The organism is Streptomyces sp. GbtcB7, assembly GCF_019091445.1.
In the GTDB taxonomy this organism is placed as follows: Bacteria; Actinomycetota; Actinomycetes; order Streptomycetales; family Streptomycetaceae; genus Streptomyces; species Streptomyces mirabilis.
The window spans coordinates 203,983-229,175 of the sequence record NZ_JAGXJM010000011.1 but is presented as its reverse complement, the minus strand read 5'-3'; the positions used below and the strand labels follow the sequence as shown (position 1 = coordinate 229,175).

Genomic DNA, 25,193 nt, shown 5'->3' with positions numbered 1-25,193 from the left:
CATGGACTTCGGACTCGTCCTGCAGACCGACCCCCCGGCCTCCCGCGTCATCGACCTGATGAAGCGCGCCGAGGGCAACGGCTTCACGTACGGCTGGACCTTCGACTCGGCCGTGCTGTGGCAGGAACCCTTTGTGATCTACAGTCAGATCCTCGCGAACACCGAGAAGTTGACGGTCGGCCCGATGGTCACCAACCCGGGCACCCGCACCTGGGAGGTCACCGCCTCCACCTTCGCGACGCTCAACGACATGTACGGCAACCGCACGGTGTGCGGCATCGGACGCGGCGACTCGGCGATGCGCGTCGCCGGACGCAAGCCCAACACACTCGCCCGCATCAGCGGCGCGATGAAGGTCATCCGCGCCCTCGGCCGCGGCGAGGAGGCCGACCTCGGCGGCACCGTCGTCAAGTTCCCCTGGGTCAAGCCGGGCGCCGAACTCCCGGTCTGGATGGCCGCGTACGGTCCCAAGGCCCTGAAGATGACCGGCGAGGAGGCCGACGGGTTCATCCTCCAGCTCGCCGACCTCTATCTCACCGAGTACATGGTCAAGGCCGTGAAGGACGCGGCCGTCGAGGCGGGGCGTGACCCCTCCGAGGTCAAGATCTGCGTGGCCGCGCCCGCGTACATCACCGAGGACGACTCGCCGGAGGCCCTCGCCCACGCGCGTGAGCAGTGCCGCTGGTTCGGCGGCATGGTCGGCAACCACGTGGCCGACCTGGTCTCCAAGTACGGCGAGCACTCCGCCGCCGTACCCGAGGAACTCACCGACTACATCAAGGCCCGCGAGGGCTACGACTACTCCCACCACGGGCGCAGCGACAACCCCGACACCAAGTTCGTGCCGGACGAGATCGTCGACCGGTTCTGTCTGATCGGCACGGCCGAGCAGCACATCGAGAAGCTGAAGGCGCTGCGCGCGCTGGGCGTGGACCAGTTCGCGGTGTACGACATGCACGACGCGCAGGAGGCCGTGATCGACGCGTACGGGTCGAAGGTCATCCCGGCCGTCAACGGCTGACAACTCCGCTCCGGGCGGCCGGCCTCCGGCCGCCCACCGCACCACCGGCCGCACTCCGGCCGCCGCTCCCCCTCCCCATACGTCCCCTTCCCCCCCCGTCCGGGGAAGGGGATCACCGCACCACCGCACCCGCACAACCCCCCACGGCGTCACCCGCACGGCCTCTCCCGTCACTCCTCACTTGATTGGCCTGCCCATGACCGAGACCGTCCCCAGCGAGGGCCCGCCCGTCGCTCAAGTCACGCTCACCGACGGCCGGGTGGAGATCGCGCCCGGCGCGCCCGCACCCAGCGGCCCCTACGCCAACGAGGACCTGCTGCCGGTCCCGGTCGAGAAGCGCACGTGGACCACGTACAACTTCTCGGCGCTCTGGGTCGGCATGGCCCACAACACCGCTTCCTGGACCCTTGCTTCCGGCCTGATAGCCGTCGGCATGGACTGGAAGCAGGCCGTGTTCACCATCGCGCTGGCCAACCTGATCGTGCTGGTCCCGATGCTGCTCACCGGGCACGCAGGACCCAAGTACGGCATACCCTTCCCCGTCTTCGCCCGCGCCTCCTTCGGTGTCCGCGGCGCCAACCTGCCGGCCGTCGTACGGGCGTTGGTGGCCTGCGGCTGGTTCGGCATCCAGACCTGGATCGGCGGCGAGGCGATCTACTTCCTCGCCGGGAAGCTCTTCGGCGACGGCTGGAAGAACGCCTCGCACGTCGGCGGCTACGCGTGGACCATGTGGCTGTCGTTCGCGATCTTCTGGGTGCTCCAGGTCGCCATCATCTACCGGGGCATGGAGACGATCCGCCGCTTCGAGAACTGGGCGGCGCCTTTCGTGCTCCTGGGCGCCGGCGTGATGCTGTGGTGGATGAGCAGCAAGGCGGGCGGCTTCGGCCCGCTGCTCGACCAGCCCTCCAAGCTAGGCTGGGGCGGCGACTTCTGGAAGCTCTTCTGGCCCTCGCTCATGGGCATGATCGGCTTCTGGTCCACGCTGTCGCTGAACATCCCCGACTTCACCCGGTACGGCAAGAGCCAGAAGGCGCAGACCTGGGGCCAGGCGCTCGGTCTGCCGACCACGATGACGCTCTTCGCCTTCCTGTCCGTCATGGTCACCTCGGGCTCGCAGGCCGTGTACGGCGAGGCCATCTGGGACCCGGTCCAGCTGGCCGCCAAGACGGACAACGTCTTCGGCCTCCTCTACGCGCTGGTCACCGTGCTGGTCGCGACCCTGTCCGTGAACATCGCGGCCAACCTGGTCTCGCCGGCCTTCGACTTCTCCAACCTCGCACCGCGGAAGATCACCTTCCGTACCGGCGCACTCGCCACCTGTGTCCTCGGCGTGCTGATCTTCCCCTGGAAGCTGTACTCCGACCCACAGGGCTACATCTTCACCTGGCTCGGCCTCGTCGGCGGTCTGCTCGGCACCGTCGCCGGCATCCTCATCGCCGACTACTGGATCCTGCGCCGCACCAAGCTCGACCTCGCCGACCTGTACCGCACGGGCGGCCGCTACTGGTACGACGGCGGCTGGAACTGGCGGGCCGTCGTCGCCTTCCTCACCGGAGGCGTCCTGGCCGTCGGCGGTGCCGACTTCCATCCGCTCATCGACGGACGGCCCATCCCGGCGCTGAAGTCCCTGGCCGACTACGGCTGGGCGGTCGGACTCGGTACGTCGATGGTGCTGTACCTGGCGCTGATGCTGCTGCGGGGCAAGGAGAAGACCGCCGTCTGACGCGTGAGGGAGGACAGCTGTCGGAGAACGGCTGAGGGAGAACAGCCGTCGGAGAACGGCTGATGGAGAACAGCTGTCGGATCAGTGCGGCGGTTGGAGAACGGTCAGCCCTTCTGGCCGTTCTCCAGCGTCGCCACCACGTCCTTGGCGGCCTTGATGGCCCCCTTGTTGATCTCGTCCGTGCTGGGCGCCTTCTTCGTCTCGAAGTTGCTGCCGTTGTACGTGACGACCACCAGCGCGTTGGACGCGCGGACGATCACCACTCCCTCACGGGTCTGCTGCTTGTCCGTGGTGGTGAGGTTCACGACCGAGTAGGCCGAGTCGCCGAGGCCGGGAACCGCCCCGCCGCCGCTCTTGTCCGCGACGCGCCCCGTATAGGACTTCTGCGCCGCTTCGTCCGAATCCTTGATCTCGTACGAGACGTCCAGCCAGTGGTAGTCGAAGCCCTTGAGCGCGTTCCAGGAACAGGTGCGGCGCACCGACTTGTCGGTCGACGGAATCTCCTGGCCGGCCGTCTTGGCGCCCGGGACAAGGGCCTTGATCGTCTTCTCCGTCACGCCGGTGCAGGGCGCGGGGGCCGCGGTGTACGTCTTCGCGACCGCCGTCGCCGCGGGGCCCGACGGGGACTGCGTCGTCTGGGGCGACTTGTGGTCGGTGGCGGCCGGAGTCGTCGTCGACGTGCCGGACGACATGACCCAGCCTGTGCAGGCGAGGACCGCGACCGGCAGCAGGCGCGCGGTGAGGGCGAGTGGCAGAGGAAGCACGGCGCACTTCTCGTGGGGGACGGTGCGGAGGGAGTCCACACTGCGGACGGAACGCCAGTCTCACATGACTCCCTGTGGGGCGGAAGTGCCAACTCACTCCGTGCCTGTGTGGTGACAGTGACTCACTGGGAATCGTCTGTCCGCCACTTCGCCGTCACCAGCCACACCGCCGCCCGGAGTCGAACACCGCGATCCGTCTCATAAGGGCGCAAGGTGTCCCGCAGGGCCGCGCGCGTGTCGGCGTCGACCGTCCGGCCGGGCGTGCGGGAGAGGACGAAGCCGACGGCGTCCGCGGCGTCGCGCCCCCAGGTCGTCTCCGTCGCGACCGGAGTCACCATCACGTCGTCCCACCCGCGCAGAACCTCGCGGATGTGCGCGGGGTCGGACAGGGAGGCCATGGCGGCCTGGACGGCGACCGTTGCGGCGTCCGGTTCGTCCAGGAGTTCTCCGAAAAGGCTCAGGGCGCGTGACTCCTCCGCCTCGGGACCGGCGGGCTGCGGACAGACGAAGGCGAGCCGCCCTCCCGGCCGCAGCGAGCGCGCCAGGTTCCGGAACGCCGCCGCGTGGTCCGCGAAGAACATCACCCCGCCCCGGCTGATCAGGACGTCGTATCCGGCGGGCGGGAAGGGGTGGATCTGGGCGTCGGCGAGCTCGTACGCGACGTTGGTGACTCCCTCCGCGGCGGTCGTCGCCCGGGCCCGGTCGAGCAGGGGTGCCGAGATGTCGACCCCGACGGCGTGCCCGTGCGCCGCCAGCCGGCCCGCGATCCGGGTCGTCGCACCGGCCCCGCAGCCGACGTCCAGGACGCGGTCGCCCGAAGCGATCGCCGCCGCGTCGAAGAGCGCGGTGTTCAGGCCCGACACGAGCGTGTCATAGCGCTCGTGGTGGCTCGCCCAGTGATGGCCGAGGCTGCCGTTCCAGGCCCGCGCCTGAGCGGAGTCGGCGATCTGCGTCATGAGGTCTCCTCGGCCGTGCGGACGGGAAGCGCGCTCTCGATCCGGTCGACGGCGGCGAACGCGCCGTACGCCACCAGATGCACCAGACAGTGGTCGGTATGGATGGGTTTACGCCAGGCCGTCACGTCCTCGTCCGTGATCCGGTACGGGGCCAGCGCGGCCAGCAGCGCGAGCCGCGCCCCGGGCCGCGAACGGTCGGGCAGTGCGTCCCACGCGAGCGGCGGGTGCGAGCCGTCCCAGTCCCGGAGCGTCTCCCGTACGAGGATTCGGTCGGCCTCGTCGAGAAGACCCTCCCCTTCGGTGGCGGCGGCCCGCAGCGCGGCGTAGGCCGGGCCGACGGTGGTCCCGCGCGCCCAGTCCGGACCGGGCCCGGAGTCGTCGAGGAGTTCCAGGCCCGCACCCGGCGCGGGTCGCCGGCGCACCGTCCGGGCGACGGATCGCCCGGCCAGACTTCGCACCGCCCGGAACCGTTGCGCGCTGCCGGGCAGCAGACTCTCGGTGAGCAGCGCCGACACCACGCGGTTGATGAAGTGGAAGGACAGGGCGGTGCCGATGTAAGCGGGGGCGTGCGCGACGGGGAAGGGGTACGGTGCCAACTCGGGCGCCCCCGGGGTCCGGGTCGCCCCGCCCCATGCCAGCACACGCGCGTGCTCCTCGTCGGCGGGGGTGTCCCCGCGCGCCACCGTCTCCGCGAGCCGGTGGTCCCCGGTCGCGTGCAGCAACATCGTGTGCGCGTCCACGCAGAACGGGCACCGGTTGGCGACGGACACCCCGAGCGCCGCGAGTTCCTTCCCCGTCCGGCTGCCCTCGCCCGCGATCAGCGACTCGCGCATCAACGCCCAGGCGGAGGCCATGAGACCGGGGGCGGGCGAGAGCACGACGAAGGTCACCGCGCGCTCGATGCCGAAGTCGTCGGCGAGCTGGGCATAGACGCCCGCGACACGGCCGGTGGCGGACCTGGGTGGAGACGGGGTGGTGTAGCGGAAGGGACTGGACATGGGACGCCTCCTGGTGGGGAATGAGCGCGGGGCCGCCGGCTCGGCCGCCGTCGCCACCCTCCTTCAGGGAGCCGTCCCCGGTCGTCGTCCGCCCGAAGGCATCCCGAGCTACCTCCACCCGCCCCGCGCGCGCCGTGATCTACTCCAGCCGGAGTACGCCGAGCCCCCTCCACAGGTCTGACGCCACTGTCCGAACGGCCGTCTATCGTGCGGAACATGGCGTTGGACCAGGGCACGCGCAGGCACCTGACCGACGCGGCCCTCGCGGTCGTGGTCGGTGCCCTCGTCATGACCGCGGCCGCGGTCGACGACGGCGCGACCCCCGCCGACTACGCGCTGATCACCGTGGGCTCCCTCGCCCTCGCGGCCTACCGCCGCGCCCCGCGCCGGGTACTCGCGGTCAGTACGGTCACCACGACGGCGTACGTCCTGCACGCACACCCCGGCACCCTCGCCGCCCTCCCTGTACTGGGCGCCGTCCACACGGCGGCCCGAGCGGGTCACCGAGGAGTGGCGGCGCTCGCGAGTGCCCTGTTCCTGGCGGCATTCGTGACCACGGACCTCACGGCACGCGGAAGCGCCGAGCGCACTCTCCTGCTCGCCGGCTGGTTCCTGTGCGCCCTGGTGACAGGCCTCGCCGACCGCAACTGGCAGGCGTATCTGCGCCAGACGGAACAGCGCGCGATGGAAGCGGAACGCACCCGTGAGGAGGCGGCCCTACGCCGGGCGGGCGAGGAGCGGCTGCGGATCGCCCGCGAGTTGCACGACTCGCTCACGCACAGCATCTCGATCGTCAAGCTCCAGGCGGGCGTCGCCGTCCACCTCGCCCGCAAACGCGGTGAGGAGGTCCCGCCCGCGCTGCTCGCCATCCAGGAGGCGGGCGGCGAGGCGATGCGCGAACTGCGGGCGACGCTGGAGGTGTTGCGCACCGACGAGCCGACCGGCACCCCCGCGCTGCTCGTGGAGCGGGCCCGCGCGGCCGGTCTCGCCGTGGAGCTGACGGTGTGCGGCGACGAGCGTCCGCTCACGGCGACGGTGGACCGTGCCGCGTACCGCATCGTCCAGGAGGCCCTGACGAACGCCGCGCGCCACGCGGGCCCCGCCAAGGTGGCCGTCCAACTCGACTACAGCACAGATGACTTGACGATATCCGTCGACGACGACGGCGGTGCCGACCCGTCCCGTCCGCCCACCCCCGGCATCGGCCTCACCGGCATGCGCGAACGCGTCACGGCCCTCGGCGGCACCCTGCACGCCGCACCGCGCACGGAGGGCGGCTTCTCGGTGCGCGCCGAACTGCCGCTGGGCCTACCGGAGGAGGTGCCGTGATCAGGGTCGCGCTCGTCGACGACCAGGCGCTGATGCGCGCCGGCTTCCGCGCCCTGCTCGACGCCGAGGACGGCATCGAGGTCGTGGGCGAGGCCGCCGATGGCAAGCAGGGCCTCGCGCTGGTGCGCGCTTCCTTGCCGGACATCGCCCTCGTCGACGTACAGATGCCGGTGATGTCGGGCATCGAGGCCACCCGCCGTATCGCCGCCGACCCGGAGCTGTCCGCCGTGCGTGTCGTCATGCTCACCAACTACGGCCTGGACGAGTACGTCTTCGAGGCGTTGCGGGCCGGGGCCAGCGGCTTCCTGCTCAAGGACACCGAGCCCGCCGACCTGCTCCAGGCCATCGAGGTCGTCGCGCGCGGAGAGGCGCTGCTGTCCCCGTCCGTGACCCGCACCCTGATCGGCGAGTTCGTCGCCCGGCCCCCGGACCGGGCCACCGCGCCCGGCCTGGAGTGCCTCACCCGCCGCGAACGCGAGGTCACGGCACTCGCCGCGCGCGGTCTGACCAACGAGGAGATCGCCGCGCACATGGTCATCAGCCCGTTCACCGCCAAGACCCACATCAGCCGGGCGATGACGAAACTGGGCGCCCGCGACCGGGCCCAACTGGTCGTGTTCGCCTACGAGTCGGGCTTGGTGACGGCCCGGGGGAGTGCGAACTGAGGGGTGCGTGGCGCTCGCCGTGTGGCCCAGGCGACAAGCTGGAGGATGACCCCGTTCGGGTCGGTGACCTGGAAGAGGCGCTCACCCCACGGCTCTTCACGCAGCGGCATGGTGATGGAGACGCCTTCGCCTCAGGTTGAACAACCCTCTATGCGGGCCAGAACTGGAGGACGTGTTCCTCCACCTCGTACGCAGCCATGAGGAGGCGGCCCTTCCAGTGGTAGGGGGGCTCGAGCCCGGGCCGGTTGAACAGGTGCTCCGGCGGCATGGGGTCTTGGAACATGTCGTCGGAGTCGGTGCCGGTGGTGAAGCCGGCCGGGGCGTCGGTGGCGGTGCAGGCGAAGGTTTCGGTGTGGGTCCACTCTCCCGGCAGCGGCTCGGGTTCCTGGTCGTAGATGAGGAAGCTGATCTTGACCGGCTCCCATTCGCTGGACCCTGCGGTGACGGTGAGGCAGCTCTTGCCGTCGGTGGCGGTGATGCGGGTGTGGGAGGTCATGGAGGGCAGGGCGATGCCCTCGGGTTCTCCCATTCCGATGACGTAGAAGGCGTGGTTCAGGGTGGCCATTCCGGTGTACTCGTCCACCGGCCGGATCTCTGTCATACGTCTCTCTTTCCTCCGTCACAGGGGGAAGGCCCCTCGCGCCATGGGGCGTGAGGGGCCTGCCGGTGTTGGGTGGGCGGATTTACGCGCCGGCCTGCACGTAGAACTTGTCTCCGGGCAGGACGTGGTAGCGGCCGAAGAAGGTTCGGATGATGCCGCCCTGCTGGCGGTTCTCCTTCAGCGGCACCCACTTGATGGACCGGTTGGGCGGGTTGTAAGTGTTGCCGCCCTGAGTGGTCTCGGCAAACGGGTACTCGTCGCAGGAGGGCTTGGTGCCGTCGTCATTGGGGTCGACGGTCCACCAGATGTCGCCCGGCTGGGGGTGGACGCCGGGGCCGCAGACTTCCCTGCGGTTCTGGTCGGCCTGGGCCTTCGTGGCTCGGGTGAGCGGAACCGTGGAGCCGGGGTAACCGATGTGGAGTCCGGCGTGCTGGACCTTGCGGATGTTGTCGCCGATCCCGGGCAGGTTCGCCATGTCGGACAGCTTCGTCCAGTCCTTCTCGACCGATATGCGGGTCGGATAGACGCAGCCCGCGCCGTACTGGCGGTCCTCGTCGTCGCAGCGGTAGGTGGATCCGAGGTAGGCGGTTTCACCGCTGGAGTAGCCCGGCTTCTTGAAGTCGAACTCGTAGCGGGTGTGGCTGGAGCGCGGGTGACCGGCGCTGACGGTGAAGGTGTGGTTCGCCGATCCGGTGTGGGCGGAGCCGTTCAGAGTGAACGGGGAGGCAAGGCCGCCACCGGCGCGGACCTGACAGCCGGAGCCGCAGGAGGGGTGGAAGGTGGTGATGATGCCGCCGGCGCTGCCGGTGAGAGCGGCCTTGCTGACGGTGATCTTCTCGGACCACTTGACGCTCTTCAGGTTCAGGTGGATCTCATGCCACACGGTGAACGAGGCGGTCCCGACGGTGCGGCCGTTCCTCTTCACGTCGATCTTGATGGGCATGTGGTAGCAGTCCATGGTGCGGTTGACCGCAGTGGTCATGGGGTTGGGCTGCTTGCAGTACCCGGCGGGTGCGCCCGCCTGCGGCGTGACCGCCTGGGTCTTTGAGTTGCCGGCGGTGAAGTCGGACTTCGCCGCGCTGGTGGTGACGGTGATCTCGTTGTTTCCGCCGGCTCCACTGGCTCCACTGGCTCCGCTGTGGGGGGCGGAGGCGGCGATGGTGCCGGTGGCGGCGAGTATCAAGGTCGCGGTCGTAGCGAGCAGCTTGCTGCTGGTCGATGTCAAGTTGTACCCCCGGTGTTGGTCGTCAGCAACAGGGGGTGCACAAGCTCAACTCACGTGACCCCCCGTCGCGTTGGCGCCATGCAAACACAGGTGACGCACAGATCGCATCGCAATTTGATCCATTTCGGCCACAGGTGAGCGGGCGTCACGTACCGACGGTCGATGTCGGACAATCGGGCCGCCGTGCGCCATGCGCGCCGGACGGCGGGGCCTTGACTGAGAGCACGGACCACGGCGTGCAAAAGCCCTGGCTGACACGCCATCCGGTGCCGCAACGGCACTCGATCAACACGGTCAACTCGTTCCGGCTCACGCTACGTCAGGGCGAGCACGACCGGCTCTGTCGGCGGCCGCCCGGCTGAACCACGCCGACAGCGTGACCGACATCGAACCCCGGTTGCTCGTCCCCGCCCCGGCCCCCGACGACGTCTGACGGTCTGTCTCCTGGTGTCGCCGTCGGCTCGACGTGGCTCAAGTTGAACTTCTGACTCACAAAGAGGTATGAGCTAAAGTCCGCGAGCCGCGTACTCAGCGGCACCGCACGTCAACGGGAGAGTAATGAATCGGCACATCATGGCCCGCGTCGGCATAGCCGTCACCGCCACCGGTCTGGCACTGGCACTGGGCACGGGAACCTCCTTCGCCGGCGGCAACTACGTCGGCTCGTTCAAGAAGAACGGCAAGTCCGTCGCGACCGTGGTGTTCGAGCCGCGGAACTCCTCCGGGGGACCTCAGTTCACCGACGTGATCGACTCGGCCAAGGACGGGCACTCGATCCGAGCGGTCACCTATGACGCGACCACGGGCAAGCGGCGGAACACCTGCGAGACCAGTTCCGTCAAGGACTGCGAGATCTCGCCCCGGATCGCCAAGGGCCACAAGGTCCGCGTCAAGGTGTACTGGGTCAAGGGCAAGACGGCGACCTACCTCGGCACGGTGATGACCGACAAGGGCAAGCTGCCGGTCGTCTGACCGAGAGTCTCCGCCCGGCGAGAACCGCGTCGAGGTGCCGTCCCGGACGGCGCCTCGACGCGCGGACGGGGCGTCAGGGCGTGAGAGTCACATCGAAGGCTCCAGCGGCTCCCAGCTGTTTCAGCGCCACACCGGTGGGCGACAGTCGCCGGCCGGTGGGTGCCGAAGTGAGAGCGCGGCCGATCGGTAGTCTGCTGCCTGATCAGGGCGACCGGAGCCGAGCCGGAACTCCCCGGATTCCTCCCACAGCGCGTCCGGAGGACTGATTGGTACCGGCCGACGCGCGCAAACACCGAGGTGAGAGATGTCCTTCACTACTCGACCCACGCTTCAGGGATCCTTCGGCATGGTGTCCTCCACGCACTGGCTCGCCTCGCAGTCGGCGATGGCCGTCCTGGAGGACGGCGGCAACGCGTACGACGCCGCCGTCGCCGCGGGCTTCGTGCTGCACGTGGTCGAGCCGCACCTCAACGGACCCGCCGGTGAGGTCCCGATCATCCTCGCCCCGGCGGGCGGCGAGGTGCGTGTGCTGTGCGGTCAGGGTGTCGCGCCAGCCGGGGCGACGATCGCCCACTACAGGGGACTCGGTTTGGATCTCGTACCCGGCACCGGGCCGCTCGCGGCCGCCGTGCCCGGCGCCTTCGACGCGTGGATGCTGCTCCTGCGCGACCACGGCACGAGGTCCCTCGCCGACGTCATGAAGTACGCCATCGGATACGCGGAGGACGGGCACCCGCCCGTGGAGCGGGTCGGCGAGACCGTGGAGTCGGTGCGCGCACTCTTCGAGACGGAGTGGACCTCGTCGGCCGAGGTGTACCTGCCCGGCGGGAAGGCGCCGCGTCCCGGCGAACTGTTCCGCAATCCCGCCCTCGCCGCGACCTGGCGCCGACTGCTCGCCGAGGTCTCCGGGGAGACCGGCCGCGTGGCGCAGATCGAGGCCGCGCGCCGCGTCTGGCGCTCGGGCTTCATCGCCGAGGCCCTGGTACGGCAGGCCCGGCGGCCCACCATGGACACCAGCGGAAACCGCCACACCGGCACCCTGACAGCCACCGACCTGGCCTCCTGGTCCGCGAGCTACGAGGCGCCCGCGACGTACGACTGGCGCGGCTGGACCCTGTGCAAGGCGGGCCCCTGGAGCCAGGGCCCGGTCCTCCTCCAGCAGCTCGCCCTGCTCCCGCCCCAGCTGCCGCGGTACGGCTCCGCGGAGTACGTCCACCTGCTCGTCGAGGGCTGCAAGCTCGCCATGGCCGACCGGGAGGCCTGGTACGGGGACGCGGCCGAGGTGCCCCTCGACGAGCTGTTGTCGCAGGAGTACAACGCCGAGCGGCGCGCCCTCATCGGCCACAAGGCCTCCCGCGAGCTGCGTCCCGGCAGTCCCGGAGGGCGCACCCCGACGATCAGTGGCCACGCGCGCGAGGTCGCCGACGGTGAGCCGGGCTTCGACGCGCCGGCGGTACCGGGCGCGGGCGAACCCACCGTGGCCAGGGCCGCGGGGGAACCCGAGGTGGCCCGGGACGGCGGCACCCGGGGCGACACCTGCCACCTCGACGTCGTCGACCGCTGGGGCAACATGGTCGCCGCCACCCCCAGCGGCGGCTGGCTTCAGTCCAACCCCGTCGTCCCCGAGCTGGGCTTCCCGCTCGGCACCCGGCTCCAGATGGCCTGGCTGGACGAGGGGCTGTCCAACTCCCTCACACCCGGCCGCCGCCCCCGTACGACGCTGACACCCTCGCTGGCGCTGCGCGACGGAGTCCCGGTCATGGCGTTCGGAACCCCGGGCGGCGACCAGCAGGACCAGTGGCAGACCCACTTCTTCCTGGCCGTGGCGCTGCGCGCCGAGGTACGCGGCGGGCTCGACCTCCAGGGCGCGATCGACGCCCCGAACTGGCACAACGACAGCTTCCCGAGCTCGTTCTACCCGCGCGGCATGCGCCCCGGCAGCCTCACCGTCGAGTGCCGCACGGACGAGGCGGTCGTCGAGGAGCTGCGCCGTCGCGGCCATGACGTCCAGGTCGCGGAGGCCTGGTCCGAGGGCCGGCTGTGCGCGGTCGCCCGGGATCCGGAGACGGGTGTGCTGTCGGCGGCGGCGAACCCGCGGGGGATGCAGGGGTACGCGGTGGGTCGCTGATCAGCAACTCCGGGAATTCACGGTGATTCCACCCACAGTGCACCGGAGGGGTGGGGATTGTCAGTGGCGCGTGTTGTCATGGAGCCATGATCGAAGACATCGAAACCATCGACGAGTTTCTCGCGCACCGCACGTCCGACGTCGAAGAAGCGATCCGGCAGGCGGCCGCCGCCGAGATCATGCCGCGCTTCAGGCAGCTGACCGCGGACGAGATCGACGAGAAGAGCGGCCCGCACGACCTGGTCACGGACGCCGACCGCAAGGCCGAGGAGTACCTCACCGAGGCGCTCGCCAAGCTGCTGCCCGGCTCGGTCGTGGTCGGCGAGGAGGCGGTCCACGCCAATCCGGCGACGTACGGGGCGATCCAGGGGCAGGCTCCGGTGTGGATCGTGGACCCGGTCGATGGCACCCGCCAGTTCGTCCACGGCGACACCGGTTTCTGCACGCTCGTCGCGCTCGCCGTGGGCGGGGTCGTCCAGGCGTCCTGGACCTATGCCCCGGCCCGCGACCAGCTCGCCGTCGCCGTGCGCGGCCGGGGTGCCCGCCTCGACGGCGAGCTGCTGCGCCCGGGTGCGCCCACGCCCGGCCGTGACCTCGAGATAGCCACCTCCCACCCCGACTACACCACCGACGAGCAGAAGCGCGCTCTCCTCGGCCTGCGCATCGAGGGCGTGCGGCCGCGTCCCTGCGGTTCGGCGGGGCTGGAGTATCTGGCCGTCGCCCGCGGTGAGCTGGATGCGACGGCCTTCTCCTGGGAGGCGGCCTGGGATCACGCGGCGGGCCTGCTCCTCGTCGAGGAGGCGGGCGGCGCCCACCTGACCCTCACGGGCGAACCCTTCCGCATCACGGGAGGCAACACCCTCCCCTTCACGGCGGCCCGCGACGAGACCACGGCCCGACGGGTACGGGGCTTGCTGACCGCCGGCCTCTGACGCCACCGACGCGCCGAGGGCATGGCGGCGTCGACAGCCGGCCGTGGCCCCTGGGGCTGGGGGCGGTCCCGGCGAAGGTCGAGGGGTTGCGCTGCGCCCGTCCGGCACCGCACACGCACCCCGACTCAGGTGAGGCGTCCCCGGCGCTCCTGGACCTGCCGGCCGCCGAGCGCGACCGCATCGAGCGGCAGATGGCAGACCTCCGGAGCGTGCGCAACCGTCTCGATGACATGATCACCGAGGCGCGCAGGCCTGACTCCGACTGCCCCTGTCCACCGGCCGAACCCCTGGACGGAGAACAGCGGGGCATCCGGCAGCAGGGGTGGGCAGCGCCGGCACGAGTGAGCAGGCGAGCGCCGAGCAAGTCCAGGATCCGTCCGGGCGAGCATCTCGGGATCCGTCCGGGCGAGCACCTGTCTCACACCAGTGGCCTCGTCGGCGCAAGGTGAAAGCGGATGGCTTCTTGGCCCCCGGCGGGTCCCGGACCCCGGCGACCTGAGGTCCGGCGGGCCCCCGACCCAGGCGGCCCCTGACCCGGCGGCCCCAGGCCCCCGTTCGCCGGACGACTCCCCGTCTCCCAACCCCCCCGCGCCATCAAGGCTGTCAGTCCCCCGGCATATCCTGATGTCCAGTGGCCGTCGGCTGACAAAGGAGTCCGAAGGTGCCGTCGATGCTCGATGCGGTCGTGGTGGGTGCGGGGCCGAACGGACTGACGGCTGCCGTGGAGCTGGCCCGCCGCGGCTTCTCCGTGGCCGTGTTCGAGGCGCGGGACACCGTGGGCGGCGGCGCCCGCACCGAAGAGCTGACACTCCCCGGCTTCCGGCACGACCCCTGTTCCGCTGCCCACCCCCTCGGCATCAACTCACCCGCCTTCCGAGCGATGCCCCTGGAGCGGTACGGCCTGGAGTGGCTGCACGCGAAGCTCCCGATGGCGCACCCGTTCCCCGACGGCACCGCGGCGGTGCTCGCCCGCTCCGTGGCCGAGACGGCGGCCTCGTTCGGCCCGCGCGACGCCGGTGCGTACCGCAGACTGGTCGCCCCCTTCCTGCCCAAGTGGGACACGCTGGCCCACGACTTCATGTCCCTGCCACTGACTGCCCTGCCCCGCGACCCTGTGACGCTCGCCCGTTTCGGCCTGGCCGGGCTGCCGCCCTCGACCTGGCTCATGCGGCGCTTCCGCGACGAGCGGGCCCAGGCGCTGTTCGCCGGTCTCGTCGCACACGTCATGGCCCCGCTCGACGGCATCGCCACCGGCGCCGTCGGCCTGGTCTTCGCGCTGGCCGCGCACGCCCGCGGCTGGCCCGTCGCGCGCGGTGGCTCCCAGTCCCTCTCCGACGCGCTCACCGCGTACCTCAAGGACCTCGGCGGCACCGTCCACACTGACTACGAGGTGAAGCGTCTCGACGACCTGCCGCCCGCCCGCGCCTACGTCTTCGACACCTCACCCGCCGCGTTGTCCCGCATCGCGGGCTTCGGGCGGTACTACGAGGACTATCGCTACGGGGCGTCCGTCTTCAAGATCGACTACGCCCTGGACGGCCCCGTCCCCTGGACGGCCGAGGAGGCACGCACCGCCGGGACGGTGCAGGTGGGCGCGAGCCGCGCCGAGATCGCCACCGCCCTGCGCGCCGCCTCGCGCGAGGGCCGGGCGCCGGACGCCCCCTTCCTGATCACGGTGCAGCCCAGCGTCGTCGATCCCTCCCGGGCCCCGGAGGGCAAGCAGGTCTTCTGGGCGTACGGACACGTTCCGAACGGCTGGACGGGTGACCTCACGGACGCGATCGAGCGGCAGTTGGAGCGGTTCGCACCCGGCTTCCGTGACCGCGTACTGGCCCGCGCCACCGCAGGCCCGCCCGAACTCGCCGCGCGCAACGCCAACTACGTGGGCGGCGACATCGGCTGCGGCGCCGCCTCCGGACTCCAGCTCCTGTTGCGCCCCAGGCTCTCCCTGTTCCCGTACAGCACGCCGCACCCGGCCGTCTTCATCTGCTCCTCGGCCACCCCGCCGGGCCCCGGTGTGCACGGCATGTCGGGGCACAACGCGGCGAAGGCCGTGTGGCGGCGCCTGCGCGAGTCCTGACCAGGGGCGGCCGCCAGTCCTGACCAGGGACGGCGTAAGCCGTCACACCTGTCCCTCGTTTCACAGGAAGAAAGCGCTGTCACGCGTCTCGACAACGTCCCGCCCCGGCCCGATCATGCGATGGGGCCGTGGCATGACCGTGACAGGAGACTTCCACATGATCAAGCGCAGATCGGTGCTGGCCGCGGCGGGTGGTGCGCTGCTCGGCAGCGCGCTGGCCACGGGCACCGCTCGGGCCGATGCGACCATCGGGGTCAACCCAGGTACGACGTACGGCAGTTGGGAGGGCTGGGGCACCTCCCTCGCCTGGTGGGCCAATGTGTTCGGCGCCCGGGACGACTTCGCCGACATCTTCTTCACCACCAAGTCCGTGGCGTACGGCGGCAAGACGCTGCCGGGCCTCGGCCTCAACATCGCCCGCTACAACCTGGGCGCGTCCAGCTGGAACACCGTGAGCGGTGCGAGCATGGTCGCCTCCGCCAACATCCCGGCGTTCAAGCAGATCGAGGGGTACTGGCAGGACTGGAACAACGAGGATCCCACCTCCTCCGCCTGGGACTGGACGGCCGACGCCAACCAGCGGGCGGCCCTGGTCAAGGCGACCCAACGCGGCGCCGTCAGCGAGCTGTTCGCCAACTCGCCGATGTGGTGGATGTGCCTCAACCACAACCCGTCCGGCGCGTCCGGCGGCGGCAACAACCTCCAGTCCTGGAACTACCGTCAGCACGCCTCCCACCTCGCCGCGGTGGCGCTCTACGCGAAGAACAACTGGGGTGTGAGCTTCAGCTCCGTCGACGCGTTCAATGAGCCCTCCTCCAGCTGGTGGACGGCGACGGGCACCCAGGAGGGCTGCCACATGGACGCCACCGTCCAGGCGGCCGTCCTCCCGTATCTGCGCAGCGAACTCGACAAGCGCGGTCTGACCGGCACCCTGGTCTCCGCGTCCGACGAGACGAGCTACGACCTGGCCCGCACGACCTGGAACTCCTTCAGCTCGACCACGAAAGCCCAGGTCAACCGGGTCAACGTGCACGGGTATCAGGGCTCCGGCGGTCGCCGTGACCTCCTCTACACCGACGTCGTCACCACGGCGGGCAAGCGGCTGTGGAACTCCGAGACGGGCGACTCCGACGCCACCGGCCTCACCCTGGCGAGCAACCTCTGTCTGGACTTCCGCTGGCTGCACCCGACCGCGTGGGTGTACTGGCAGGTGATGGACCCCAGCACCGGCTGGGCGATGATCGCCTACGACCAGAGCACCCTCCAGCCGACGACCGTCCAGACCAAGTACTACGTGATGGCCCAGTTCAGCCGGCACATCCGCCCCGGCATGACCATCATCGACACCGGTGTCGGATACGCGGCGGCAGCGTACGACGCGAGCGCGAAGCGCCTGGTCATCGTGGCCGTCAACTCCGGCGCCGCGCAGAACCTCACCTTCGACCTGTCCAAGTTCAGCCAGGTCACCGGGGGCAGCGGCGGACTCGTACGACGCTGGAACACCGTCACCTCCGGCAGCGGCGACCTCTACACCGCCCACTCGGACACCTATCTGAGCGGCAAGACGCTGACGGCGGCCTTCTCCGCCGCGTCCGTGCAGACCTTCGAGATCGACGGAGTGGTCGTCTGACAGTCGGTTGTCGCGTGGCGGCCGGAGCGCGATGCGGCGAGGATCGAAGACCGCATACGAGGAGGCCGAGGCCGTCATGACCGCCATCACCCTGGTCCAGGGAGACATCACCCGTCAGAGCGCCGACGCGATCGTCAACGCGGCGAACTCGTCGCTGCTCGGCGGGGGAGGCGTGGACGGGGCCATCCACCGACGTGGCGGCCCCGCCATCCTCGCCGACTGCCGCAGGCTCCGCGCCTCGCACTACGGCAAGGGGCTGCCCACGGGCCGGGCGGTCGCCACCACCGCGGGCGAGCTGGACGCGCGGTGGGTGATCCACACGGTCGGCCCGGTCTTCAGTCGTGAGGAGGACCGCTCGGAACTCCTCGCCTCCTGCTACCGGGAGTCGCTGAAGGTGGCCGACGAACTCGGCGCCCGCACGGTCGCCTTCCCGGCCGTCTCCGCCGGCATCTACGGGTGGCCGATGGACGACGCCGCCCGGATCGCGGTGGAGACGGTACGGGCCACGCGCACGGCCGTCGAGGAGGTCACGTTCGTCCTCTTCGACGAGCCGGCGTACGAGGCGTTCGCCGCGCAGGTCCGCTGACTCCCCCCTTCTCGCGGACGGGTCCGGCTCGGTTAGGGTGCGGGGATGCGGCGGATCTTGGTGGTGGGCAGTACCGGTGCGGGTAAGTCCACGCTCGCCCGGGGCCTGAGCGGTCGCCTCGGCCTGCCCTACCACGAGATGGACGCGCTGTACTTCACCGGCACCGGGTGGGCCGTGAACGAGAAGCTGAGCGAGGACGTACTGCGGATCACTGCCGAACCCCGCTGGGTCATCGACTCCCTCGGCTATCCCGAGGTCCGTGACCTGATGTGGGACCGGGCCGACACGGTGATATGGCTGGACTATCGCAAACGGGTCGTCCTGCCCCGCGTCCTGCGCCGTTCCGTCCGCCGCACCCTCACACGCGAGCCGTTGTTCGGTGGCAACAGGGAGACCTGGACCGGCTGGCTGAGCCGGGAACACCCCCTCTGGTGGGCCTGGTCCCAGCACGCGAACCGGCGCCGCGAGATCACCCGCCGCACCGGCGACCCGCGCTTCGCTCCCCTCGACACCCTTCGCTTCGGCCGCCCCGGCGACACCGCGGCCTGGGTGAAGTCCCTGTAAGGGGGCCGGACTACTCGAGCCGTGACACCTGGTAGTGGCTGATGTACCAGGTCTCCCCCACGCGTCGCACCAGTACGCCGAGTTTGACGTTGAGGGTGGGGCGGTCGGTGAAGGAGAAGTCGACGCTCAGATAACCGAGTACGAGGTCGTCGGTGAGGCGTCTGGTCTCGAGAATCCGGTACGCGGCGGCCATGCCGACGGGCTGGGAGGCGTAGTAGGCCGCGACGCCCGGCCTTCCGACACTGTAGGGGTGCAGCCCCTGGAAGATCGCGTCCTCGGTGAACCGGGCGGCGACCTGCTCCGGCTCGTGCCCGTCGACGGCGGCCTTCCACTGGTCGAGGACGCCGCGCAGGATCGCTTCCGTGTCGCTGTCCTTCGTGCTGTTCATCAGGATTCTCCCCTTGTCGTGTTCCGTCAGTGACCGGCGCTCATGCCGCCGTCGACGTGGAGGATCTCGCCGGTGACGAACGGGGCGTTCTCCAGGTAGATCACGGCGTCGACGATGTCGCTCGTCTCGCCCATCCGGCCGACCGGGTGCAGCCCGGCGAGGGCCTCGTGGGTCTCCTCGGCGTGCATCGGGGTCTTTATGGTGCCCGGCGAAACGGCGTTGGCGCGGATGCCGCGCGTGGCGTACTCGATGGCGAGGGACTTGGTGGCGGACTGGAGGCCGCCCTTGGTCAACGAGGCGAGTACGGACGGCACGTTGGAGTCGGCGTTGTCGACCAGGCTGGTGGTGATGTTGACGATGTGGCCGCCGCCCTGGGCGAGCATGTGCTCGACGGCCAGCTGGGTGATGCGGAAGAAGCCGGTGAGGTTCACGCCGGTCGCCGCGGCGTAGTCGTCCTGGGTGTACTCGTGGAAGGGCTTGGCGAGGAAGATGCCCGCGTTGTTGACCAGGGTGTCGACACGGCCGAACCGCTCGACCGCGGTGGCGATGACGCGTTCGGCGGTGGCGGGGTCGGCGATGTCACCCTGAACGGTCACGATGCCCGCGTCGTCGGCGGGAGCGATCGTGCGCGAGGTGGCGACGACGGCGTACCCGAGCTTGCGGTAGGCCTCGGCGATGCCCGCGCCGAGGCCCTGCGAGGCTCCGGTGACGACGGCGACCTTCTGGTTCTGAGAGCTCATGGTGATCTTCTCCGAGTTCCGTGATTCCGTGATTCCGCGATGAAGCGGGGGGCTTCTTGACTGGTCGCCGATCCCGCTAGCTACTAGCCGACCGGTCGACTATTTGGAACTTAGGCGGGGTGGAGTGGAGAAGTCAAAGGTCAACAGGGTCCTGACCAGGACCGACTTCCTCCCTGCTGGTAGGCGCGGCCTCCCAGTCCAGGTCAGTGGGCCGGTGGCCCTACCGGTGCGGATCCCCGTCCGGCAGCCAGGCGCCCGGGGCGCGGATGCCGAGGTCGCCCACGCCGTCGCAGAGGGCGTCGACGACGGCGAGGACGGCCGGGCGGTCCTCGTTCTCGCGCCAGACCAGCGACCAGGTCCAGTAGATCTCCGGTGCGGTGACCGGGCGCTGGACCAGATCGGGCGGCAGCGGGGTGGTCTGACCCTTGGGGGAGTTGACCACCGGGCGACTGCAGCGGCGGACGTGATCGAAGAACGCCGGTCCGGTGATGCCGCCGTTGGAGATGCGTACCGCGCGGGCCCCGGTGTCCTGGGCCAGCTCTTCGGCGTAGACGTTCCAGGACGACCAGGAGGTGGTGTCGTCGTCGAGGAGGACGGTGGTGTCCCGGGCGGCCACGTCGCTCGTGTCGTCACCGCCTGCGACGGCGTAGAGCCGGTCGGCGCCGATGAGCCGGGCACGCAGGCCGCGTTCTTCCAGGTCCTCGGTCCGCACCCAGCACACCGCGAGGTCCAGACCGCCCGCGGCGACCCGGGCGGCCTGGGTGTGCGAGGGCGCGACCCATGCGTCGAGGTGGAGTTGGGCCACGGTGGCGGTGCGGGCGGTGAGGTCCGACGGGAGCCAGTTGACGTAGCCGAGCCGTACCGGTTCCGATCCGGACAGCCGACCGGCCCGCCGCTGGAGGTCGTCGGCCCGCTCGAGCAGGGCGCGGGTGTGGGGGAGCAGGGCCGAACCGGCCGCGGTGAGGGACACCGAGCGACGATCGCGATCGAACAACCGCACGCCCAGGTCGCGTTCGAGCGCCTTGATCTGCTGCGACAGAGAGGGGCCCGCGATCAGCAGGCGCTCGGCGGCCCGGCCGAAGTTCAGCTCCTCGGCGACAGCGACGAAATACCGCAGTTGGCGCAACTCCACGCTGGTCATGCTACGTCGGTGCGAGGCCGCGCCTCTCAGCAGGGAGGAAGTCTGTCGTGGCATCGCCCCGGTGGCAGGCGGACGATGGAGCCCATGGAAGCCCGACCGAGGGCGGCCCGGCCGGACACCTGACGGCGGACGACCTCAGCGGTCCTCCGCCCGGCCACCATCACCCCACGCGGCGTTCCGGTGCCCGCCGGACGTCCCATCGAGCGGAGCAGGACCATGCGAGAGTTCCTGGTCGAGATCACCACCACGATCCCCGAGGGCACCACTCAGGACGAGGTCGACCGGCGGCGCGCCGCCGAGGCCGTCCGTGCCCGGGAACTGGCCGCCACCGGCAACCTGGCGCGGCTGTGGCGCCCGGTCGGCGAGCTGCGCAGCATCGGCATCTGGTGTGCCGGTGACGAGGACGAGCTCCACGAGAAGGTGCTCGGCACGCTGCCGCTGCGCCCGTGGATGAGCCTCACCGTCACCGCGCTCGAGTCCCACCCCAACGACCCGGGCCGGACCGACGCCGCGCGGTGACGGCGGGGACCGGTGCGACATGGACCTCGTCATGAGCGTACGAGCCCTGCGCGCCTCCCCGGCCGGAAGTGCCGGCGCGCCGCACTCGCCCTGGCGCCACGTGGCCCAGGCCGCCGCGGCACTCGCCGCGGGCATGGGGGTGGGCCGGTTCGTCTACACCCCGATCCTTCCGCTGATGCACGCCGGGGCGGGGCTGTCCGCGGGTGCCGGCGCGAACCTGGCCACCGCCAACTACATCGGCTATCTCCTCGGCGCGCTCGTCGGCATCCTGGCCCCCGCGGTGGTCCGTTCGCGGGCCCTGCTGCGCATCTCCCTCGTCGTGCTGACCGGCACGCTGGCCGCGATGCCCGGCACCCACGACACCGCCGTGTGGTTCGCGCTACGGCTGCTGGCCGGGGTTGCCAGCGCTCTGATCTTCGTCATCGCGGTCAGCTCGCTCCTCAGTCACCTACGGGAGTACCCGGCTCATCTGCCCGGATGGGCGTTCGGCGGGGTCGGCGCCGGCATCGCCCTGTCGGGTCTGCTCGTGCTGGTACTGCGCCCCGTCGCCGACTGGCGGGCCGCCTGGTGGGCCTCGGCCGCACTCGCCGCGGTCCTCGCCGTCGCCTCGTGGAACCTCCGTCCCGAAGTGCCTCCTACGACAACACAGGCCCCGCAGGCCCCGCAGGCCATCCAGGCCACTGTGGCCACCGCAGTCACTGCGGCCACCGTGGATGACAGCCGCGGGCCGCGCACACACCGCTGGTTCACCGCCCTGTTCGCCTCCTACACGCTGGAAGGCATCGGCTACATCATCGCGGGCACGTTCCTGGTCGCCGCGATCGAGCAGAGCTCCCCGGGACCGCTCGGCGGCGGCGCCTGGGTGCTGGTCGGTCTGGCCGCCGTGCCCTCCTCTGCGCTGTGGGCCCGGCTCGGGCGCCGTTGGTCCCGCCCCGACCTGCTGCTCGCCGCGCTCGTCGTCCAGGCGGTGGGCATCGCCCTGCCCGCCCTGATCGGCGGAGCACCGGCCGCCCTGGTCTCCGCGGTGCTGTTCGGCGCGACGTTCATCGGGGTCAGCACCCTCGCCCTCGCCACCGGGGCCCACCTGGAGTTCCCCCGTTCCGTCGCGCTCCTGACCGCCGGATACTCCGTCGGCCAGATCCTCGGCCCGCTGGCGGTCGCGCCCCTGCTTCACCACGGCTATCAGCAGGCCCTGGTCCTGGCCGCTTCCGTGGTTCTCGTGGCGGCCGCGGCCGCCGCCGTGCTGCGCATCGGCTTCCCGCACCACATGGTGGTAGTGCGAGCTACCGCCCCGGTACGACAGCCCGCACCGACGGAATCCGCCGCGGACGCGGGCAGCCACCGATGACTCAGACGTGGAGTCCGTCATGACCACACCGCGGGACCTGTTGATGATCGCCATGGACGTCCCGTCCAGCCGGCCCGTCGAACAGGGCGACCTGTCGCTGGCCCTCGCGGGAGCCGAACTGGTCGACCTCATCGAGGCCCAGGCCATCACGCTGGAGGACGACCGCATCGTGCCCGGCGCGCAGTGGACCATGGGCGACCGTCTGTTGGACGGGGCCGTGGCGTCGCTGGTCCGGCAGAGGCCGTACGAGTCCGTGGACGACTGGCTGTGGCGCCGCGGCCGCGGGCTGTCCGCGGCCTATCGCGCGGACCTGGAGGCGGAGGGACGGCTCGCCCGGCCGCGCCACCGCTGGATTCCCTTCGGTGGCGGCCGTACGGAAGCGGCCGACTCGCCGGACCGCAGCCACGCGGACGAACGCTGGACCTCAGGTGAGCCCATTCTCACCGTTCTCGCGGCCGCCGTGGGCATCCACGACGAGTCGACCGAGGAGGCCGCGGGTCTCGTCGACGACTCGGTCCTGGCCGTACTGGCCGCCGTCAACGGCGCGGTGACGGAACTGGAAGCGGTACGGCAACGGCGAAGCATCGAAGACGCGGCCTTCGACAACATCTGGCGAGGCGGCGACGGCACATGACGTCATGCATCACGTCATGCATCACGTCATACGTGACGTCATTCACGAAGTCATCCATGACGCGTCGGCCTTGTCGATTTCCCCGCTCTCCACGCACCGGTCAAGAAAGGTGAATGTCATAGACAGGCGCATGTTTTCCCGGATTCTCACCATCGGAACAGCCGGAGCCTCGCTGCCGACGCTCCCGGCGATATCGGTCTCCGCCTCGGCTTCTCCGTCGGCCGGCGCGTCCGGGCCCGGAATACACACCTCTTTCGGCCCGCTGAAGCAGATCCGTGCCGGTGAGCTGAACATGGGATATGCGGAGGCCGGCCCCGCGCACGGCCCCGCGGTCGTTCTGCTGCACGGCTGGCCCTACGACATTCACAGCTATGTCGATGTGGCTCCCAGGCTCGCCGCGGCGGGCTACCGGGTGATCGTGCCGTACCTGCGCGGTCACGGCACCACACGGTTCCGTTCGGACAAGACGTTCCGCAACGCCCAGCAGTCGGTGATCGCGCTCGACATCATCGCGCTCATGGACGCGCTGAAGATCGAGAAGGCGATCCTCGCCGGCTTCGACTGGGGAGCGCGGACGGCCGACATCATCGCGGTGCTCTGGCCGGAGCGCTGCAAGGCCCTGGTCTCCGTGAGCGGTTATCTCATCACCAACCGTGAAACCCAAAAGGCGCCGCTGCCGCCAAAGGCCGAATGGGCGTGGTGGTATCAATACTATTTCGCCACCGAAAGGGGACGGCTCGGCCTCGCACAGTACAAGCACGATTTCGCGAAACTCATCTGGAAGAACGTCTCCCCGACATGGCACTTCAATGACGCTACATTCGATCGGACCGCGACCGCCTTCGACAATCCGGACTGGGTTCCCATCGTGATCCACAACTACCGGTGGCGACTGAGTCTGGCCAAGGGCGACCCGCGATTCGATCGTCTGGAAAAGCGACTTGCCCAGAGTCCCGCCATCTCGCAGCCGACGATCACCCTTGACGGCGAACTGGATCCCTTCACGCCGCCGGGGAACGGCGCCTCTTATCGCAGTCATTTCACTGGCGCGTACGACCACCGGACGCTGAAGGGCATCGGTCACAACGTGCCGCAGGAAGCACCCGAGGCATTCGCTGCGGCGGTCGTCGACGTCAACGCCCTCTGAAATTCTCTGAGCCCTCTGGGCCCTCTGAACGGTGTCGTGGTGGGCGTCAGGCGCCCGCCACGGCCTCCTGCGGGGCTCGGGCGCCGAGCAGGGCCAGGCAGTTCGCCCACAGGGGGCTGAGCCGACGGGTGTTGTTGTAGAGCTTGGCGAACAGGACCTGGCCCTCCAACTGGGCGACCACCGCCCGTGCCGCTTCCCGGCTGTCGGGGGCGGTGACCTCCTCGCGCTCACGAGCCTCGGTGATGACCGACTCGACCATCTCGACCTGCGCGTCGAAGATCTCCTGCAGGCGGGTGCGGATGGGCTCGGTGTGGTTGCTCATCTCCAGGCTGAGGTTTCCGAACAGGCAGCCGGACACGGTGCCGCAGCTCTGCTGGCCGGCGCGCTGGCCGGCCTCCGTCTCCTCGAACAGCCGGTACAGCCGCCGCAGGGGTTCCTCGTCGCTGTTCAGGACGCGTGCCCAGGCGCTTTTCTGGGCGTCCCAGTGTTCGTCGAGCACGGCCAGGGCGAGGGCTTCCTTGGACTCGAAGAAGTAGTAGAAGCTGCCCTTGGGCACGCCGGCCGCCTTGCAGATCTCGGCCACCCCCAGCGCCGAGTAACCGCGCAGCTCGATGAGTGACTGCGCGGCGCTGAGGATCTTTTCCCTGGCGTCGCTGGTTCGTCCCATGACGCAATTGTACGACCGGTCGACTATCTCTGACTGTGGTCGCGTCCGTGCGGTGAAACCGTCTGATCGGGTGGTGTGGGAGCGGCGAGCTACGGCAGAGGGGCGAGGGCGTGCCGCCACGGGGTGCGCGTGAGCCGTTCCGGCGGGGTGGCGGGTGTGTTGGGGTGGGCACATCGCCACGCTCACGCAAGCGGGTGGCGGGGGAGCCTCCATGACCGAACCGCCCAACGAGGACGCCCCACCCGACACCGGACCCCGACACCGGACCCCGACACCGGACCCCGGCCCGAGGCCCGGCCCGACGCCCGGCCGGAGGCCCGGTCCGAGATCCGGCCCCAGGTCCGGTCCGAGGTGCGGCCTGACGCCCGGCCTGAGGTGCGGTCTGAGGTGCGGCCCCAGATCCGGCCGGAGGTCTGGTCCAAGGCACGGCCCGAA

25 protein-coding genes and 1 pseudogene are annotated in these 25,193 nt (G+C 70.3%); 16 read left to right on the top strand and 10 right to left on the bottom strand.

The features are described 5' to 3' along the window. Position 1: 1 nt before the first annotated feature. Both KVT44_RS20095 and KVT44_RS20090 read left to right on the top strand, forming a co-directional pair. Positions 2–1,021: a TIGR03842 family LLM class F420-dependent oxidoreductase gene (locus KVT44_RS20095; RefSeq protein WP_054230369.1), complete on the top strand. Its 1,020-nt coding sequence runs from the start codon at positions 2–4 to the stop codon at positions 1,019–1,021. Positions 1,022–1,217: 196 nt separating this feature from the next. Then, on the top strand, positions 1,218–2,744 hold the full coding sequence (locus KVT44_RS20090; RefSeq protein ID WP_190168007.1) for an NCS1 family nucleobase:cation symporter-1: 1,527 nt from the start codon (positions 1,218–1,220) through the stop codon (positions 2,742–2,744). Between the two features lie 104 nt (positions 2,745–2,848). Here the strand turns inward: KVT44_RS20090 and KVT44_RS20085 are convergent, their stop codons facing one another. The 3 genes from KVT44_RS20085 to KVT44_RS20075 form a co-directional block, all read right to left on the bottom strand. After that, a complete protein-coding gene (locus KVT44_RS20085; protein WP_099925286.1) occupies positions 2,849–3,508 on the bottom strand; it encodes a hypothetical protein in 660 nt (219 codons plus the stop codon). A gap of 122 nt (positions 3,509–3,630) precedes the next feature. After that, the gene (locus KVT44_RS20080; protein WP_217567995.1) at positions 3,631–4,464 is read right to left on the bottom strand and encodes a class I SAM-dependent methyltransferase; all 834 of its coding nucleotides are present in this window, start codon (positions 4,462–4,464) and stop codon (positions 3,631–3,633) included. Then, positions 4,461–5,462, bottom strand: coding sequence for a carboxymuconolactone decarboxylase family protein (locus KVT44_RS20075; protein ID WP_217567994.1), 1,002 nt, complete (start codon positions 5,460–5,462; stop codon positions 4,461–4,463). The genes KVT44_RS20080 and KVT44_RS20075 overlap by 4 nt, the downstream gene beginning before the upstream one ends. Between KVT44_RS20075 and KVT44_RS20070 the strand changes: the two genes are divergently transcribed. Genes KVT44_RS20070 through KVT44_RS20060 form a run of 3 tightly spaced genes read left to right on the top strand, consistent with a single transcriptional unit; the run spans position 5,461 to position 7,456 of the window. Continuing rightward, positions 5,461–5,643 carry a hypothetical protein gene (locus KVT44_RS20070; RefSeq protein ID WP_217567993.1) on the top strand — a complete coding sequence of 61 codons (183 nt, stop codon included), beginning with the start codon at positions 5,461–5,463 and terminating at the stop codon, positions 5,641–5,643. The genes KVT44_RS20075 and KVT44_RS20070 overlap by 2 nt on opposite strands. Before the next feature lie 35 nt (positions 5,644–5,678). Further along, positions 5,679–6,791: a sensor histidine kinase gene (locus tag KVT44_RS20065; RefSeq protein WP_217567992.1), complete on the top strand. Its 1,113-nt coding sequence runs from the start codon at positions 5,679–5,681 to the stop codon at positions 6,789–6,791. Then, on the top strand, positions 6,788–7,456 hold the full coding sequence (locus KVT44_RS20060; protein ID WP_067362402.1) for a response regulator transcription factor: 669 nt from the start codon (positions 6,788–6,790) through the stop codon (positions 7,454–7,456). The genes KVT44_RS20065 and KVT44_RS20060 overlap by 4 nt, the downstream gene beginning before the upstream one ends. Here the strand turns inward: KVT44_RS20060 and KVT44_RS61065 are convergent. The 3 genes and pseudogenes from KVT44_RS61065 to KVT44_RS20050 all read right to left on the bottom strand — a co-directional run. Beyond that, positions 7,414–7,584 (bottom strand): annotated as a pseudogene (locus KVT44_RS61065) (VOC family protein); the annotation flags it as partial. The gene KVT44_RS20060 and the pseudogene KVT44_RS61065 overlap by 43 nt on opposite strands. 20 nt (positions 7,585–7,604) lie before the next feature. Next, positions 7,605–8,057, bottom strand: coding sequence for a hypothetical protein (locus KVT44_RS60040; RefSeq protein WP_302832071.1), 453 nt, complete (start codon positions 8,055–8,057; stop codon positions 7,605–7,607). Positions 8,058–8,139: 82 nt separating this feature from the next. Beyond that, positions 8,140–9,282, bottom strand: a complete 1,143-nt coding sequence (locus KVT44_RS20050; RefSeq protein WP_217567991.1) for a NucA/NucB deoxyribonuclease domain-containing protein — start codon at positions 9,280–9,282, stop codon at positions 8,140–8,142. Positions 9,283–9,840: 558 nt separating this feature from the next. Between KVT44_RS20050 and KVT44_RS20045 the strand changes: the two genes are divergently transcribed. The 7 genes from KVT44_RS20045 to KVT44_RS20015 all read left to right on the top strand — a co-directional run bounded on the left by KVT44_RS20045 (position 9,841) and on the right by KVT44_RS20015 (position 18,174). Continuing rightward, positions 9,841–10,254 carry a hypothetical protein gene (locus KVT44_RS20045; protein WP_143687748.1) on the top strand — a complete coding sequence of 138 codons (414 nt, stop codon included), beginning with the start codon at positions 9,841–9,843 and terminating at the stop codon, positions 10,252–10,254. A gap of 304 nt (positions 10,255–10,558) precedes the next feature. After that, entirely contained in the window at positions 10,559–12,382 is a 1,824-nt protein-coding gene (locus KVT44_RS20040; protein ID WP_217567990.1) for a gamma-glutamyltransferase family protein, read from the top strand. Between the two features lie 86 nt (positions 12,383–12,468). After that, the gene (locus tag KVT44_RS20035) at positions 12,469–13,314 is read left to right on the top strand and encodes an inositol monophosphatase family protein (RefSeq protein ID WP_217567989.1); all 846 of its coding nucleotides are present in this window, start codon (positions 12,469–12,471) and stop codon (positions 13,312–13,314) included. A gap of 670 nt (positions 13,315–13,984) precedes the next feature. After that, positions 13,985–15,394: an NAD(P)/FAD-dependent oxidoreductase gene (locus tag KVT44_RS20030; protein ID WP_217567988.1), complete on the top strand. Its 1,410-nt coding sequence runs from the start codon at positions 13,985–13,987 to the stop codon at positions 15,392–15,394. Between the two features lie 157 nt (positions 15,395–15,551). Then, a complete protein-coding gene (locus KVT44_RS20025) occupies positions 15,552–17,024 on the top strand; it encodes a beta-1,6-galactanase (RefSeq protein WP_217568053.1) in 1,473 nt (490 codons plus the stop codon). Between the two features lie 76 nt (positions 17,025–17,100). Next, positions 17,101–17,610 carry an O-acetyl-ADP-ribose deacetylase gene (locus KVT44_RS20020; RefSeq protein ID WP_099925284.1) on the top strand — a complete coding sequence of 170 codons (510 nt, stop codon included), beginning with the start codon at positions 17,101–17,103 and terminating at the stop codon, positions 17,608–17,610. 45 nt (positions 17,611–17,655) lie between these two features. Further along, positions 17,656–18,174, top strand: a complete 519-nt coding sequence (locus KVT44_RS20015) for an adenylate kinase (protein ID WP_217567987.1) — start codon at positions 17,656–17,658, stop codon at positions 18,172–18,174. Positions 18,175–18,184: 10 nt separating this feature from the next. On the opposite strand, the gene KVT44_RS20010 is transcribed toward KVT44_RS20015, so the two are convergent. From KVT44_RS20010 to KVT44_RS20000, 3 genes are all read right to left on the bottom strand, one after another. Further along, a complete protein-coding gene (locus KVT44_RS20010) occupies positions 18,185–18,562 on the bottom strand; it encodes a hypothetical protein (RefSeq protein ID WP_190168019.1) in 378 nt (125 codons plus the stop codon). A gap of 26 nt (positions 18,563–18,588) precedes the next feature. After that, a complete protein-coding gene (locus tag KVT44_RS20005) occupies positions 18,589–19,302 on the bottom strand; it encodes an SDR family NAD(P)-dependent oxidoreductase (RefSeq protein WP_075029666.1) in 714 nt (237 codons plus the stop codon). Positions 19,303–19,522: 220 nt separating this feature from the next. Then, on the bottom strand, positions 19,523–20,443 hold the full coding sequence (locus KVT44_RS20000; protein ID WP_099919850.1) for a LysR family transcriptional regulator: 921 nt from the start codon (positions 20,441–20,443) through the stop codon (positions 19,523–19,525). Positions 20,444–20,659: 216 nt separating this feature from the next. On the opposite strand from KVT44_RS20000, the gene KVT44_RS19995 reads away from it, so the two are divergent. The 4 genes from KVT44_RS19995 to KVT44_RS19980 all read left to right on the top strand — a co-directional run bounded on the left by KVT44_RS19995 (position 20,660) and on the right by KVT44_RS19980 (position 24,091). Further along, complete coding sequence (locus KVT44_RS19995; RefSeq protein WP_054230335.1) at positions 20,660–20,962, top strand: muconolactone Delta-isomerase family protein; 303 nt, start codon at positions 20,660–20,662, stop codon at positions 20,960–20,962. Between the two features lie 133 nt (positions 20,963–21,095). Beyond that, complete coding sequence (locus tag KVT44_RS19990) at positions 21,096–22,310, top strand: YbfB/YjiJ family MFS transporter (RefSeq protein ID WP_217568052.1); 1,215 nt, start codon at positions 21,096–21,098, stop codon at positions 22,308–22,310. Positions 22,311–22,329: 19 nt separating this feature from the next. Further along, positions 22,330–22,944: a GPP34 family phosphoprotein gene (locus KVT44_RS19985; protein WP_190168021.1), complete on the top strand. Its 615-nt coding sequence runs from the start codon at positions 22,330–22,332 to the stop codon at positions 22,942–22,944. A gap of 130 nt (positions 22,945–23,074) precedes the next feature. Next, the gene (locus KVT44_RS19980) at positions 23,075–24,091 is read left to right on the top strand and encodes an alpha/beta fold hydrolase (protein ID WP_217568051.1); all 1,017 of its coding nucleotides are present in this window, start codon (positions 23,075–23,077) and stop codon (positions 24,089–24,091) included. Between the two features lie 46 nt (positions 24,092–24,137). Here the strand turns inward: KVT44_RS19980 and KVT44_RS19975 are convergent, their stop codons facing one another. Beyond that, the gene (locus tag KVT44_RS19975; RefSeq protein WP_217567986.1) at positions 24,138–24,758 is read right to left on the bottom strand and encodes a TetR/AcrR family transcriptional regulator; all 621 of its coding nucleotides are present in this window, start codon (positions 24,756–24,758) and stop codon (positions 24,138–24,140) included. Between the last annotated feature and the right edge of the window lie 435 nt (positions 24,759–25,193).